This window comes from Bradyrhizobium sp. GCM10028915, assembly GCF_042666195.1.
GTDB classification, from domain to species: domain Bacteria; phylum Pseudomonadota; class Alphaproteobacteria; order Rhizobiales; family Xanthobacteraceae; genus Bradyrhizobium; species Bradyrhizobium canariense_D.
This window is the reverse complement of record NZ_JBHTFN010000045.1, coordinates 159,857-174,178: the sequence shown is the minus strand read 5'-3', so window position 1 is coordinate 174,178 and position 14,322 is coordinate 159,857. Positions and strand designations below refer to the sequence as shown.

The 14,322-nt window shown below is 65.3% G+C and carries 16 protein-coding genes and 1 pseudogene; 10 read left to right on the top strand and 7 right to left on the bottom strand.

Translation table 11 applies throughout. From position 1 onward, the window contains the following. The 7 genes from ACFQX9_RS27310 (at window position 1) to dapE (ending at window position 5,180) form a co-directional block, all read left to right on the top strand. Window positions 1-987 carry a DUF1036 domain-containing protein gene (locus ACFQX9_RS27310; RefSeq protein ID WP_368506914.1) on the top strand — a complete coding sequence of 329 codons (987 nt, stop codon included), beginning with the start codon at window positions 1-3 and terminating at the stop codon, window positions 985-987. Window positions 988-1,057: 70 nt separating this feature from the next. Then, the gene (locus ACFQX9_RS27305; protein WP_317245506.1) at window positions 1,058-1,363 is read left to right on the top strand and encodes a LysR substrate-binding domain-containing protein; all 306 of its coding nucleotides are present in this window, start codon (window positions 1,058-1,060) and stop codon (window positions 1,361-1,363) included. Between the two features lie 109 nt (window positions 1,364-1,472). Further along, entirely contained in the window at window positions 1,473-1,832 is a 360-nt protein-coding gene (locus ACFQX9_RS27300) for a carboxymuconolactone decarboxylase family protein (RefSeq protein ID WP_094183287.1), read from the top strand. Window positions 1,833-1,836: 4 nt separating this feature from the next. After that, window positions 1,837-2,292 (top strand): DUF302 domain-containing protein, encoded by a 456-nt coding sequence (locus ACFQX9_RS27295; RefSeq protein WP_085351585.1) that lies wholly within the window; start codon window positions 1,837-1,839, stop codon window positions 2,290-2,292. 126 nt (window positions 2,293-2,418) lie between these two features. Next, on the top strand, window positions 2,419-3,264 hold the full coding sequence (gene dapD, locus ACFQX9_RS27290) for a 2,3,4,5-tetrahydropyridine-2,6-dicarboxylate N-succinyltransferase (RefSeq protein ID WP_085351667.1): 846 nt from the start codon (window positions 2,419-2,421) through the stop codon (window positions 3,262-3,264). A gap of 102 nt (window positions 3,265-3,366) precedes the next feature. Continuing rightward, window positions 3,367-4,017: a DUF805 domain-containing protein gene (locus ACFQX9_RS27285; protein WP_018453026.1), complete on the top strand. Its 651-nt coding sequence runs from the start codon at window positions 3,367-3,369 to the stop codon at window positions 4,015-4,017. After that, window positions 4,014-5,180, top strand: a complete 1,167-nt coding sequence (gene dapE, locus ACFQX9_RS27280; protein ID WP_377791105.1) for a succinyl-diaminopimelate desuccinylase — start codon at window positions 4,014-4,016, stop codon at window positions 5,178-5,180. The genes ACFQX9_RS27285 and dapE overlap by 4 nt, the downstream gene beginning before the upstream one ends. Window positions 5,181-5,344: 164 nt before the next feature. Here the strand turns inward: dapE and truA are convergent, their stop codons facing one another. The 3 genes from truA to def form a co-directional block, all read right to left on the bottom strand. Continuing rightward, entirely contained in the window at window positions 5,345-6,082 is a 738-nt protein-coding gene (gene truA, locus ACFQX9_RS27275; protein WP_026232440.1) for a tRNA pseudouridine(38-40) synthase TruA, read from the bottom strand. Window positions 6,083-6,202: 120 nt separating this feature from the next. Then, on the bottom strand, window positions 6,203-7,126 hold the full coding sequence (gene fmt / locus ACFQX9_RS27270) for a methionyl-tRNA formyltransferase (RefSeq protein WP_018453023.1): 924 nt from the start codon (window positions 7,124-7,126) through the stop codon (window positions 6,203-6,205). A gap of 12 nt (window positions 7,127-7,138) precedes the next feature. Then, window positions 7,139-7,663 (bottom strand): peptide deformylase, encoded by a 525-nt coding sequence (gene def / locus ACFQX9_RS27265; protein WP_007597693.1) that lies wholly within the window; start codon window positions 7,661-7,663, stop codon window positions 7,139-7,141. A gap of 171 nt (window positions 7,664-7,834) precedes the next feature. Here def and ACFQX9_RS27260 point away from each other — a divergent pair, with 171 nt between their 5' ends. The 3 genes and pseudogenes from ACFQX9_RS27260 (at window position 7,835) to ACFQX9_RS27250 (ending at window position 10,850) form a co-directional block, all read left to right on the top strand. After that, window positions 7,835-9,034 (top strand): DNA recombination protein RmuC, encoded by a 1,200-nt coding sequence (locus ACFQX9_RS27260; RefSeq protein ID WP_377791104.1) that lies wholly within the window; start codon window positions 7,835-7,837, stop codon window positions 9,032-9,034. Between the two features lie 62 nt (window positions 9,035-9,096). Next, window positions 9,097-9,399, top strand: a pseudogene (locus ACFQX9_RS27255) (GIY-YIG nuclease family protein). Between the two features lie 86 nt (window positions 9,400-9,485). After that, the gene (locus ACFQX9_RS27250; RefSeq protein ID WP_377791103.1) at window positions 9,486-10,850 is read left to right on the top strand and encodes an AmpG family muropeptide MFS transporter; all 1,365 of its coding nucleotides are present in this window, start codon (window positions 9,486-9,488) and stop codon (window positions 10,848-10,850) included. A 139-nt stretch (window positions 10,851-10,989) separates the two neighbouring features. On the opposite strand, the gene ACFQX9_RS27245 is transcribed toward ACFQX9_RS27250, so the two are convergent. The 4 genes from ACFQX9_RS27245 to ACFQX9_RS27230 all read right to left on the bottom strand — a co-directional run bounded on the left by ACFQX9_RS27245 (window position 10,990) and on the right by ACFQX9_RS27230 (window position 14,310). After that, the gene (locus ACFQX9_RS27245) at window positions 10,990-11,427 is read right to left on the bottom strand and encodes a hypothetical protein (RefSeq protein ID WP_026232439.1); all 438 of its coding nucleotides are present in this window, start codon (window positions 11,425-11,427) and stop codon (window positions 10,990-10,992) included. A gap of 26 nt (window positions 11,428-11,453) precedes the next feature. After that, complete coding sequence (gene recR, locus ACFQX9_RS27240) at window positions 11,454-12,056, bottom strand: recombination mediator RecR (protein ID WP_018453017.1); 603 nt, start codon at window positions 12,054-12,056, stop codon at window positions 11,454-11,456. A gap of 1 nt (window position 12,057) precedes the next feature. After that, window positions 12,058-12,387 (bottom strand): YbaB/EbfC family nucleoid-associated protein, encoded by a 330-nt coding sequence (locus ACFQX9_RS27235; RefSeq protein WP_007597704.1) that lies wholly within the window; start codon window positions 12,385-12,387, stop codon window positions 12,058-12,060. A 105-nt stretch (window positions 12,388-12,492) separates the two neighbouring features. Continuing rightward, window positions 12,493-14,310, bottom strand: a complete 1,818-nt coding sequence (locus tag ACFQX9_RS27230; RefSeq protein ID WP_247820943.1) for a DNA polymerase III subunit gamma/tau — start codon at window positions 14,308-14,310, stop codon at window positions 12,493-12,495. Window positions 14,311-14,322 lie beyond the last annotated feature (12 nt).

Here is a 14,322-nt window from a genome sequence, read left to right as displayed (position 1 = left end):
ATGACGCTCCCTGCCGCAGCCATCTCGTTCGTGTTCTCCTCCGCACTGGCCTTCGCCGACCTGAAAATCTGCAACCGCATGTCCTATGTCGTCGAGGCCGCGATCGGCATCGACGACAAGGCGGCGACCGCGACGCGCGGCTGGTTCAGGATCGACCCCGCCACCTGCCGCGTGGTGGTGCAGGGCACGCTCTCCGCCGACCGCATCCTGCTCAACGCCCGCGCGCTCGGCGTCTACGGCGCATCCCCGATCCCGCAGAACGGCAGCGACACGCTGTGCGTCGCGCAGGACAATTTCGTCATCGCGGCAGCGCGGCAGTGCCGCAGCGGCCAGACCCAAGCCGCCTTCACCCAGATCACCCCGACCCAAGGCGCGGACGGCAATTTCGTCGCCTATCTCGCCGAGGACTCCGAGTATGACGACGAGCAGGCCCGCCTCGCCGGCATCCAGCGGCTTTTGGTGATCGCAGGTTACGACGCCGCGCCGATCGACGGCGTCGACGGGCCGAAGACGCAAGGCGCGCTGGCCGCTTTCCTGAAGAGCCGCGGATTGTCGTCCGACATCCTGTCGTCGCCGAACTTCTTCAAGACCATGGTCGATGCCGTGCAGACGCCGTCTGCGACAGGCCTCACCTGGTGCAACGACACCGCGCACAAGGTGATGGCGGCGGTCGCCACCGACGACGGCAAATCGGTGACGAGCCGCGGCTGGTATCGCATCGACCCCAAGACCTGCCTGCACCCTGATGTGAGCGGCCAGCCGAAGCAGATATTCAGCTTCGCGGAAGCCATCGACGCCGATAACCGAATCGTCAAGCTGAAGGACAAGCCGCTGAACTGGGGCGGCGACAAGCAGCTTTGCACGCGCGAGACCAAGTTCGAGACCAACGAGCAGACCGACTGCGGCGCGCGCGGTTTCGCGGCCACGGGCTTTAGCGCGGTGGACATGTCGAGCGGCGGCAAGACGCTGCGGTTTGCAATGCCGTGACGGGTGCTGTTGTGACGGTACCGGTGCCACGCACGCCGCTGACGGTGGCGCCGACGCTGCGCTCATTACGATGAACGCGGCGCTCGCCGAAAGTGTTGCGGAGACGAAGTGGCTGCGTCGCTATTTGCCGCAGGCACATGTTGGATTCTGCAGCAATAGCCGCGATGGTCAGGCCGCTGCGGCCGCCGCCGGCGCGGGGCTGGTTTGCTTGCCGACTCGGCTGGCCTCGGCCTATCCCGCGCTTCGTTCGATCAAGACGCCGGCGCCCGTCCCGAGCCGCGAGCTGTGGCTGGGATTTCATCGCGACACCGGCAAGGTCCGGCGGGTTCGCGCCGTGGTGGACTTCATCGCGGGAGAATTCCGTCAATTCGCCTGACGCTTCGGCAAGCTGTATAGCGGCCATACGCCCATAGCTGATGGCTCCCGCGAGACTGCACGTCTATCTCTCGAGCTCGGCAACAACCCGCCGTTCGAGGAGAGAGACAATGATGATGGATTGGAGCGCCTATCGGAGCGACTTGCTGGCGCGGATCGGCGACATTGGTGCCCTAAGCCCGGCGACGCTGAAGGGCTATCGCGAACTTGGCGCGGCTGGCCCCCAGACAGGAAAGCTGGACGGAAAGACGCGCGAGTTGATCGCGCTGGCGGCGGCCGTGACCGCCCGCTGCGACGGGTGTATTGCGGTTCACGCCGCCGCCGCCGCACGTTTCGGCGCGAGCCGTGAGGAGCTCGCCGAGGCCCTCGGCGTGGCGATTGCGATCGGTGCGGGGGCGTCGTTGGTCTACTCGGCACGGACGCTCGAAGCGTTCGATTCGAGCCGGGCACCGAAGCCGGGCGAAGGCTGATCCGATGACGCAAACACCGCAACCTGTGGCCTTCTCCGGATGCGGTTCGGCCGCAAGCTCGTTTCAACGGTCGGTCTCCTCTTCGCTGACCGTCGAAGAGGTGGTCACCCGCTTGAAGCAGGGAATCATTGCGGCAGACCTCTGGATCCTGCACGAGATCGACCCGCAAATGCTGCTCAGTCGTGGCGGCTTCGCCATCGGCCCCGCGCGTCAGGTCCTGTTTTTCCACCCACGCCTGATGTCGCGGCTGCTGACCGCCGATAGCGCGGCGCTGCTCGAGGCCCCCCTGAAGTTCGCCGTGATCGGCTTTCCAGACGGTCAAGCCGAACTGCGATGGCTTGATCCGGCTATGGCCTTCGCGCGCTACCGTTCACCGGCATTGACCGAACTCGGAAATGAGCTCGCCGGCCTCTGCGAGGGTATCGTGAACGGCACCGATCTCGCGGGCACATCAAAATAGCCGCCGGCCATGTCCCGGGCGCGTCCGAACGCGCCGGGACATGGCCGACTGCGTTCTTGACTCTCTCGCTCCAAGTCCCGAAAAAGCGATCCAAATTCCCCGCAAATGCTGCTCAAGGATCGCCAAATGTCCCTGTCCGTCCTCGAATCCACCATCAACGGCGCCTTCGAGGCGCGCGACGGCGTCTCGACCTCGACCAGGGGCGAGGTCCGCGAGGCCGTGGATCACGCGCTGGAGATTCTGGACAAGGGTGAGGCCCGCGTTGCCGAGCGCGGGGCCGACGGCAAGTGGAAGGTCAATCAATGGCTGAAGAAGGCGGTGCTGCTCTCGTTCCGCCTCAACGACATGGGCGCCATTCCCGGTGGCCCCGGCAAGGCGGCCTGGTGGGACAAGGTGCCCTCGAAGTTCGACGGCTGGGGCGAGAACCGCTTTCGCGATGCCGGTTTCCGCGCCGTCCCCGGCTCCATCGTGCGCCGCTCCGCCTTCATCGCCCGCAACGTCGTGCTGATGCCGTCCTTCGTCAATCTCGGCGCCTACGTCGATGAATCCACCATGATCGACACCTGGTCGACCGTCGGCTCCTGCGCGCAGATCGGCAAGCGCGTGCACATCTCCGGCGGCGTCGGCATCGGCGGCGTGCTCGAGCCGCTGCAGGCCGAGCCCGTGATCATCGAGGACGATTGCTTTATCGGCGCGCGCTCCGAGGTCGCCGAGGGCGTGATCGTGCGCAAGGGCGCGGTGCTGTCGATGGGCGTGTTCCTGGGGGCGTCGACCAAGATCGTCGATCGCGAGACCGGCGAGATCTTCATCGGCGAGGTGCCGGAATATTCGGTCGTCGTTCCCGGCGCGCTGCCCGGCAAGCCCATGAAGAACGGCCAGATCGGCCCGAGCACCGCCTGCGCCGTCATCGTCAAGCGCGTCGACGAGCGCACGCGCTCCAAAACCAGCATCAACGAGCTGCTGCGGGATTGATTCGCGGCACCAGCTGCCGTACGACACCGAGGGTCCATCGAACCCGCCCTCCCCCCATCGCGACCAACATCCGGGCGACCTTTCCCGCCCGGAGCCTTTGGCATGGACTGGATCTGGTATCTCTTCCGCTTCGACGGCCGCATCAACCGCGCGCTGCTGTGGCAGGCGCTGCTGCTCGTCATGATGCTGGCCTGCATGCTCGGGATGATCGACCAGGCCATCAAGGTGCTGAACGGGGCGGCAACTTTCGCCTTCAACTTCAAGGTCGACTTCGATTTCGGTGTCGACGACATCTTCAATGTGGTCGATCCCAGGGCCTATCGTCAGCTGGCTACGGCCGATCGCGCGACCCTCATCCTCAAAGTGTTCGGCACTTTGCTATTCCTGTGGATCTATCTCGCAACCGCGACCAAGCGGCTGCACGATCGCGACCGGAGCGGCTGGTGGCTGGTTCCGTTCTTCGTCGTGCCTGCGTTGTTCGACCAGTTCTCGGACCTGCTGCCCACCAATTCAAACTGGGTTCTTGCCGTCGCCTGGGCCGTGCACATTCCGTGGTTTTGGGGCCTCGTGGAAATGTTCATTGTGCCCGGCACCTCGGGCGACAACCGGTTCGGCCCCGACCCACTGGCCGTCCTTGAAGATGGCTCCGCGCCCGCACCTTCGACGAAAAGCTGGGACCAGCAGAGCGAGATCGAATTTGTCCCGCCCAGTGCTAGCCCACCCGGCGGCATGCATGTTAAGCGGGGCGCATGACCGATGCTCTCTCGATTGCCCGCGATCTCATCCGCTGCCCCTCGGTAACCCCGGCCGATGCCGGTGCGCTGGGCGTGCTCGAACAGGCCCTCAATGCGGCAGGCTTCACATGCCACCGCGTGACCTTCAGCGAGCCCGGCACCGCCGACGTCGACAATCTCTATGCGCGGATCGGCACTGACGGGCCGCACATCACCTTTGCCGGCCACACCGACGTGGTGCCGCCTGGCGACGAGAGCGCCTGGAGCGTCGGCGCGTTCTCCGGCGAGGTGAAGGACGGCTTTCTGCACGGCCGCGGCGCGGTCGACATGAAGGGCGGCATCGCCTGCTCGGTCGCCGCGGTGCTGGAGCATCTGGCCGCGAACGACGGCAAGCCGCGCAGCGACGGCAAAGGTTCGATCTCCTTCCTGATCACCGGCGACGAGGAAGACGTCTCCATCAATGGCACCATCAAGCTGTTGAAGTGGGCGGCCGAGCGCGGCGAAAAATTCGACCATTGCGTGCTCGGCGAGCCCTCCAATGTCGAGACCCTCGGCGACACCATCAAGGTCGGCCGCCGCGGCTCGCAATCCGGCACGCTGTATGTCGACGGCGTGCAGGGCCATGTCGCCTATCCGCACCGCGCCGCCAATCCGGTGCCTGATATCGCGCGGCTGATCGTGGCCATCTCGGACGAGCCGCTCGACCATGGTAGCGCGCAGTTCCAGGCCTCCAACCTCGAATTCACCTCGGTCGACGTCGGCAACACCGCCAACAACGTCATCCCGGGCCAGGCCCGCGCAAAATTCAACATCCGCTACAACGACAACCACACCCAGGCGAGCCTGCGCGAGCTGGTCGAGACGCGGCTGACAAAAGCCTGCGGCAACCGCATTCGCGCCCGCATCGTCTGGGAGCCCTCGAACTCGAACGTGTTCGTGACCAAGCCCGGCCCGTTCACCGAACTCGCGGTGTCCGCGATCGAGGAAGTGACGGGCCGCAAGCCAGAGCTGTCGACCTCAGGCGGCACCTCGGATGCGCGCTTCATCTCAAGCTATTGCCTGGTGATCGAATTCGGCCTGGTCGGCCAGACCATGCACCAAATCGACGAACGCGTGCCGGTCAGGGACCTGGAGCGGTTGACCAAGGTGTATCGCGGGATTTTGGCGAGGTATTTTGGGTAGGCTCTTCCGCCTGCCCACTCCGCTGTCATCGCCCGACTTGATCGGGCGATCCAGTATTCCAGAGACGACAGTGACTGAGCCGAGAGGCCACGGCTACTGGATGCCCCGGTCAAGCCGGGGCATGACAGTGGGGGGATGTAGCGAGAGTACGCGCCCTCATCCCATCAGTAATCCACCTGCATCAGATACAGCCCGTCCGGCGGGGCGACGATGCCGCAGGCGGCGCGGTTGCGTGCGGCGAGCGCTGCGGAGAGATCATCGGCGGTCCAGCGGCCTTCGCCGACCCACATCAGCGACCCCACCATCGAACGCACCTGGCTGTGCAGGAATGAGCGCGCCGAGGTGACTATGGTGATCTCGCGCCCGTCGCGCAGCACGTCGAGCTGATCGAGCGTCTTCTCCGGCGACCTGGCCTGGCACTCGGTGTCGCGGAAGGTGGTGAAATCGTGCTTGCCGAGCAGGCGTTGTGCCGCCGCATGCATCGCATCGGCGTCGAGCCGGCGCGGCACGCGCCAGGCGTGGCCGGCATCGAGTGCGAGATTGGCGCGAGTGTTGACGATACGGTAGCGGTAGTGGCGCTTGATGGCCGAAAAGCGCGCCTCGAAACTATCAGGCACGATATCCGCTTCGAGCACCGCGACAGGATGCGGGCGCAGATGCGCATTCAAGCCGTCGCGAAAACGGCCCGGCGGAAACTGCTTGCCGACATCGACATGCGCGACCTGGCCGCGCGCATGCACGCCGGCATCGGTGCGGCCGGCACCATGGACGCGCGCATCCGCGCCGGTCATCGCCTTCACAGCGGCCTCCAACGCGCCCTGCACCGAGGGCAGCGTCTCCTGCACCTGCCAGCCGAAGAACGGCGCGCCGTCATATTCGATGGTGAGCTTGTAGCGGGGCATCTTGTCCAGTTTCGCTGTCATCGCCCGGCTCGACCGGGCAATCCAGTACTCCGCAGCCTATCCGTTCGACCGAGAAGCCTCGGCGTACTGGATACCCCGCCCTCGCGGGGTATGACAGCGTCAGGTGAATTTGGCGCCGGTCTTCAACGGCACGCCGCGCAGGAAGTCCGCGGCCTGCATGCGTGCCTTGCCTTCGCGCTGGAGCTCGATCAGACGGATTGCACCCTCGCCGCAGGCGATGGTGAGGTGATCGTCGAGCACCTCGCCGGGTGCGCCCGTGCCTTTCGCCAGCTCGCAGCGCAGGATCTTGACCCGCGCATTCTCAAGTTCGGCCCAGGCGCCGGGAAACGGCGACAGGCCGTGGATATGGCGCAGCACCTCGCGCGCGGGCCTGGTCCAGTCGATCCGCGCCTCGGCCTTGTCGATCTTGGCGGCATAGGTGACGCCGTCCTCGCTCTGCTGCTTCAGCTGAAGCCCACCGCGGGCCAGCGCGGCCATGGCGCGCACCATCAGATCGGCACCGAGCCGCGACAGACGATCGTGCAGATCGAGCGCGGTCATGTTGTCCGTGATCGCGAGCCGTTCCGCCATGGCGACGTCGCCGGTGTCGAGGCCAACATCCATCTTCATCACCATCACGCCGCTCTCGGCATCGCCGGCCATGATCGCGCGGTTGATGGGAGCGGCACCGCGCCAGCGTGGCAGCAGCGAGGCGTGCAGGTTGTAGCAGCCGAGCTTCGGCGCATCGAGGATCGCCTGCGGCAGGATCATGCCATAGGCGACGACGACGGCCGCATCGGCGTCAAAGGCGCGAAATTCTTCCAGCGCCTCCGGCGTTTTCAAAGTCTTCGGCGTCAGCACGGGCACACCGAGCTTTCGCGCAGCCTCTTCCACCGGGGTCGGCTGCAATTGCAGCCCGCGCCGTCCGCCGGGCTTCGGCGCGCGCGTGTACACGGCCGCGATCTCGTGGCCATGCGCGACGAGCTCGAGCAGCGTCGGCACGGAGAAATCGGGCGTGCCCATGAAGATCAGGCGGAGGGGCATCGACAGAGAACCTCACTCCGCGCGCTTGGCGGCTTTCTCGAACTTCTTCAGCACGCGGTCGCGCTTGAGCTTTGACAGATAGTCGACGAACAGCACGCCGTTGAGATGGTCGATCTCGTGCTGGATGCAGGTGGCGTAGAGGCCTTCGGCGTCCTCCTCGTGCACCTTGCCGTCGAGATCGGTGTAGCGCACCCGCACCTTCGCAGGGCGCTCGACCTCCTCGTAATATTCGGGGATCGACAGGCAGCCTTCCTCGTAGACCGACAGGTCCTCCGAAGAGGCGATGATTTCCGGATTGATGAAGACGCGCGGCTCGGGCTTGGTCTCGCCGTCCTGGTCGGGCTTGGCGAGGTCCATGGTGATCAGCCGCAACGGCTGCGCGATCTGGATCGCCGCGAGCCCGATGCCGGGCGCGTCGTACATGGTCTCGAACATGTCGTCGGCAAGCTTGCGGATCTCCGGCGTGACCTTCTCGATCGGCTTGGAGACCAGACGCAGCTGCTTGTCGGGCAGGATGATGATTTCTCTGAGGGCCATGGCCGCGATTTAAGCCGCGCGTTCGATGCGGTCAATGCGGCCGGGAACCCCGTTAACCCTCCGCTAACCATAAAACTTCAGGTTTCATTAACCATAAAAATTAACAGAGCATTTACCATAAATGTTCGCTATTCGTTCGTGTCTCGAAGCGAATCGGCTAGAAGCAGGGGCATGAACGAGGTCATTTTCATGCTTGGCGACTGGCCGGTGCGCACCGTGGACGCGCTGATCGGCTTCGGCGCCCTGGTCCTTATCCTGCTGCTCGTGATTGCCGTCGTGATCGCGCGGTCAGGGCGGCGCGGCGCGGAACTCGCGATGGCCAACGCCATCCGCGCCGACGAGCTCGAGGAGCGCATCAGCCAGATGCTGCACGCCCAGAGCGAAGCTTCGGGGCGAGTCGACGCCATGACCCAGACGCTGGCCGGCCGCCAGGCCGACATGGCGCGCGCGGTCAACGAGCGGCTGGATTCGGTGACCCACCGCGTCGGCCAGTCCATGGAGCACTCGACCCGCAACACCATGGAGAGCCTGCACGCGCTGCACGAGCGGCTCGGCATCATCGACAGCGCGCACAAGAACCTCACCGACCTCACCACGCAGGTGACGACCCTGCGCGACGTGCTCGCCAACAAGCAGTCGCGCGGCGCCTTCGGTCAGGCGCGGATGGAAGCGATCGTCCAGGACGGTCTGCCGAAGGGCGCCTACGAGTTCCAGTTCACGCTCTCGACCGGCAAGCGTCCGGACTGCGTCGTGTTCCTGCCCGACCAGCGTCCGCTCTGCATCGACGCGAAATTTCCGCTGGAGGCGATGACCGCGCTGCATGATGCACGCACCGATGAGGAAAAGCGCATCGCCACGCAGCGGCTGCGCGGTGACGTGATGAAGCATGTCAGCGACATCGCCGAAAAATATCTCGTCGCCGGCGAGACCCAGGAAATGGCGTTGATGTTCGTGCCGTCGGAATCGGTCTACGCCGAGATCCACGACGGTTTCGACGACGTGATCCAGAAGGCGTATCGCGCCCGTGTCGTGCTGGTGTCGCCGTCGCTGCTGATGCTGGCGATCCAGGTGATGCAGCAGATCATGAAGGACGCGCGCATGCGCGATGCCGCCGACCAGATCCAGACCGAAGTGATCAAGCTCGGCGACGACCTCGGCCGCCTGCGCGATCGCGTGCTGAAATTGCAGAAGCACTTTGCCGACGCGAACGAGGACGTCCGCCAGATCCTGATCTCCGCCGACAAGATCGAGAAGCGCGCGGGGCGCATCGAAGAGCTCGATTTCAGCAAGAGCGATGCCCCCGAAGCCCCGCATCTCGTGGCGACCGGCGCTGCCGAGTTGTTCCCGAGGAAGCTCCAGGCAGGGGAGTAGAATATAGAACACACTGTCGTCGCCCGGCTTGACCGGGCGACCCAGTATCCCAGAGACGGCAGATGGGCGGGCGCTGCTACTACGTGTACATTCTCGCCAGCAAGATGGGCGACACGCTCTACATTGGCGTAACGAACGATCTCATCCGCCGTGTGGCCGAACACAAATTGCAGTTAGTCGAGAGCTTCACGAAGGAATAGGGCGTTGTGAAGCTAGTCTATTTCGAGCAATTCGATGATCCCGAGAATGCGATAAAACGCGAGAAGCGCCTGAAAAAATGGACGCGCGCCTGGAAGATTGCGCTGATCGAGAAGGATAATCCCGATTGGAACGATCTCTATGCGGAGATCGCGGGCCCTCCATAACTCCGGCCTCTGGAATACTGGGTCGCCCGGTCAAGCCGGGCGACGACACCTCACTTGTGGCTCTCAGAATCTGCTAACACCACCCCATGACCGCACCCGACGCGACCTCCCCTGCCGGCCCCGGCACGGCCCCCACCTCCTGGCGTGACAGCCTTGCCGTTTACCTGCAGCCGCGGGTGCTGATCGTGCTGTTCCTCGGTTTCGCGTCCGGGCTGCCGCTGGCGCTGTCGGGCTCGACGCTGCTGGTGTGGATGCGGGAATCCGGCGTCGATCTCAAGACCATCGGGCTGTTTGCGCTGGTCGGCACGCCCTACACGCTGAAATTCCTTTGGGCGCCGCTGGTCGATGCGATGCATGTGCCGCTGTTCACGCGCGCCTTCGGGCGGCGCCGCGGCTGGCTGCTGTTCTCGCAATTGCTGCTGATCGCAGCGATCCTGCTGCTGGCGCTGACCGATCCCGCGCGCTCGCCGTTCTACGTCGCGCTCGGCGCATTGCTGGTGGCGACGGCCTCGTCGACGCAGGACATCGTGGTCGACGCCTTCCGCGTCGAGAGCCTGCCGGAGAGCGAGCAGGCCGCCGGCATGGCGTCCTATGTCGCGGCCTATCGCATCGGCATGCTGGTCTCGACCGCCGGCGCGCTGTTCATCGTCTCCGGCTTCGAGAGCACCGGCATCACCCGCACGTCCGCCTGGATGTGGGGCTATGTGGTGATGGCGGCGATGGTCCTGATCGGGACGATCACGGCGCTGGTCGCGACCGAACCCGAGCAGTCATTGCGGGCGGAAGCCGCGACGCAGACGCAGACCGCGCTCGCGCGCGTGCTGCACGCGGCAATCGGCGCCTTCTCGGAATTCCTGACGCGCAAGGACGCGCTTGCGGCACTCGCCTTCGTCGTGCTGTTCAAGTTCACCGATGCCTTTTCCGGCACGATGACCGCGCCGTTCGTGATCGACCTCGGCTTCTCCCGCAACGACTATGCGGCGATCGTGAAGGGCGTGGGCCTTGCTGCGACTCTGATCGGCGGCTTTGCCGGCGGCTTCGTCGCGCGGCGCTATTCGCTTGCGACCAGCCTCTGGATCGGCGGCGTGGTGCAGGCGCTCGCGAACCTCTCCTTCTCCTGGCTGGCCTTCGTCGGCACCAGCCAATGGGCGCTCGCCTTCGCCATCACCTGTGAGAACTTCACCAGCGCCATCGGCACGGTGATCTTCGTCGCCTATCTTTCGGCGCTCTGCCAGAACCCGCTGCACACGGCGACGCAATATGCGCTGCTCACCGCGCTTGCCGCGGTGGGGCGGACCTATCTCTCGTCAGGCGCCGGCTTCGTGGCTGATACCACCGGCTGGCCGCTGTTCTTCGTGATCTGCATGCTGGTGGCGATCCCGAGCCTGGTGCTGCTGGCCTGGTTGCAGAAGCGCGGGCATTTTGATGCGCTGGGGCCGGTGCGGGTTTAGCGCAACGCCGTCATGGCCGGGCTTGTCCCGGCCATCCACGCCTTGCTACGCGGCGCCAAAAACGTGGATGCCCGGGACGAGCCCGGGCATGACGAAAAACAGATGCGCTTATATGTGTGGCGAGCAAACGGGGCGCCCCCTACTGCTTCTTGATCAGGCTCCATTTCGTGATCACGGCCTCGCTCATCTGGCCGGGATCGCTGGCGCAGGCGACTTCGTCGACCTTGACCGAGATCTCCTTGCCGGCAAACGTCTTCAGCTGCGCTGCCTGCGCGTCGCCGCTGGGAACGAGCTGGAAGGTTTCGGGTCCGGTCTCGAGATTGCACAGCCCGCTCGGCGGCGGCAGTCGGCGCGGCTCGGAGGTGATCTGGTAGGTCGCAACCCGCTTGCCGACGTTCTTGACGTCGCGCACTTTCATCGTGTTCAGCTCGCCCGACAGCACCTCCCCGGCATTGATCGGCTTGCCGGGCTTCGACGGCGGCGGAGCCCCGTCGTCCTGTTGCGCGGAGATGGCCGGCGTCGCCAGCATCGTCAGCGTCGCGACCAAAGCCCATCGTGTGGCGAAAAGTTTCGTCATGTCGTCCGTTCCGTAAGTCTGGATGGCTAGAACAGGGTGCGCTGCCGCATCGCGGCCGATAGCGTACCTTCATCGAGATAATCAAGCTCGCCGCCGACCGGCACACCATGGGCGAGCCGGGTTACTTTTACGTTGGCGTCCTGAAGCAGGTCGGTGATGTAATGTGCCGTGGTCTGGCCGTCGACGGTGGCATTCAGCGCCAGGATGACCTCATGCACCTGTGCCTCATGCGCGCGCGCGACCAGCGCCTCGATGGTGAGGTCCTGCGGGCCGACGCCGTCGAGCGGCGACAATGTCGCACCCAGCACGTGATAGCGCCCTTGAGTGGCATTGGCCCGTTCCAGCGCCCAGAGATCGGCAACGTCGGCGACGACGACGATGATCGAGGGGTCGCGCCTCGGATCGGTGCAGACCGTGCAGGGACTTTGCGTGTCGATGTTGCCGCAGGTCTTGCAGACCTGGACCTTCTCGAGCGCGACCTGCATGGCCGAGGACAGCGGTATCATCAGCGCTTCGCGCTTCTTGATCAGATGCAACGCGGCGCGCCGCGCCGAGCGCGGACCGAGGCCCGGCAGCCGCGCGAGAAGCTGGACCAGCCGCTCGATTTCAGGACCCGCAACAGCGCCCATCCTACTGGCCGAACAGCCCCGACAGCCCCGGCGGCAGACCGAGCCCGCCGGTGAGCGACTGCATCTTCTCCTGCATGGCGGCTTCCGCCTTGCGGCGGGCCTCGCCGAAGGCGGTGACGAGCAGATCCTCGAGCACCTCGCGCTCTTCCGCCTTCATCAGCGAAGGATCGATCTTGACGCCCTTGACGTCCATCTTCGCGGTCATGCGCACGGCGACGAGACCGCCGCCGGAGATGCCCTCGACCTCGACGTTGGCGAGCTGGTCCTGCATCTCCTGCATCTTGGATTGCAGCTGCTGCGCCTGCTTCATCATGCCGAAAATATCGACCATCGGTGCTGTCCTTGGTTGGCGCGATGACTCATCGTCGCGCCTTCGCTGATTGTTTTGAGCGTGATCCAGTCGGAAAAGCGCTGCACGCTTTTTCCGGATCATGCTCTAGAGATCGTCGCCGTCGGAACCGTCGGGCGGATCGTCACTGCCATAGTCGGCGTTAATATCGGATTCCGGCGCCTCGGGGGCAAGCCTGCGGACCTCGACGACCTTCGCACCCGGAAACCGCGACAGCACCTCGCGCACGCGCGGATCGGCCTCGGCGGTGCGCGCATGTTCCTGCTTGGCCGCCTGGCTTACCGAGCGCAGCGTCGGCTGGCCCGGCTCGTTGGAGACGATCACGGTCCAGCGGCGCCCGGTCCAGAGCTCGAATTTTCGCGCGAGATCGGAAATCATGGTCTTGGAGGCGTTCGGCTCGAGCGCGACTTCCAGCCGGCCCTCCTCGAAACGAACGAGGCGCATGTCGCCTTCGAGCGCGCCCTTGGTCAGGAGGTCGCGCTTCTGCCCGGCCAGGGCAACGAGCTGGGTGAAGCTCGTGACGCGCAACACGGGCGTGGCAGCTTGCGGATCCGGCGCGGGTGTTGCCATCTGCGGACGAGCACCACCGCCGCCGAACGAGGACGGTGACGAATTCGGCATGCGAACGGGAGCCGCGGACGCCACCGGCCCGGCCGGCGCGTTGCGCGCGGCACTGCCGCCGCTCACGACCGGCGAACCACCGCCGTTCTGCTCCAGCATCTTGATCGCTTCGTCAGGCGTCGGCAGGTCGGCGACATAGGCGATGCGCACCAGCACCATCTCGGCGGCTGCGGCGGGCCGCGTCGCGGCCTGCACCTCGGTGATGCCCTTGAGCAGCATCTGCCACATCCGCGACAGCACGCGCATCGAGATCTTCGAGGCGAAATCCCGCGCGCGCACGCGCTCGGTCTCGCCATAGGCGACGTTGTCGGCGGTCGCCGGCACGATCTTCACGCGGGTGACGAAATTGACGAATTCGGCGAGATCCGAGAGCACGACGATCGGATCGGCGCCGACGTCGTACTGGTCGCGGAACTCCCTAAACGCGGACGCGATGTCGCCACGCGCCAGAGAATCGAAAAGATCGATGACACGGGTGCGGTCGGCGAGCCCCAGCATCTGCCTGACGGCATCGGCCTTCACGGTGCCTGCCGCATGCGCGATCGCCTGATCGAGCAGCGAGAGCGAATCGCGCACCGAGCCTTCCGCGGCGCGCGCGATGATACCTAGTGCTTCGGGCTCGATCTCGACGTTTTCCTTGGCCGCGATGTTGGCCAGATGCTTCATCAGCACGTCGGCCTCGACGCGGCGCAGGTCAAAACGCTGGCAGCGCGACAGCACCGTGACCGGAACCTTGCGGATCTCGGTCGTTGCGAACACGAACTTGGCGTGCTCCGGCGGTTCCTCCAGCGTCTTCAGGAAGGCGTTGAACGCCGCCGTCGACAGCATGTGGACTTCGTCGATGATGTAGACCTTGTAGCGGGCGCTGGCCGGCGCGTAGCGGACGCTGTCATTGATCTGACGGACGTCGTCGACGCCGGTGTGCGAGGCCGCGTCCATCTCCAGCACGTCCATGTGCCGGCTTTCCATGATGGCCTGGCAATGCACGCCGAGCGTCGGCATCTGGACCGTCGGGCCCTTCACCGAGCCATCCGGCATCTCGTAGTTGAGCGCGCGGGCAAGGATGCGCGCAGTGGTGGTCTTGCCGACCCCGCGGACGCCGGTGAGGATCCAGGCCTGCGGAATGCGACCGGTCTCGAATGCATTTGAGACGGTGCGGACCACGGCTTCCTGGCCGATCAGATCGTCGAATGAGGAAGGACGGTATTTCCGCGCCAGCACCCGGTAGGGCGTGCTGGCCCGGCCGGCGCTTTCAGGGTTGGGAGGGGCGCCAGCGTCGGTCATCGGTCGATCCGC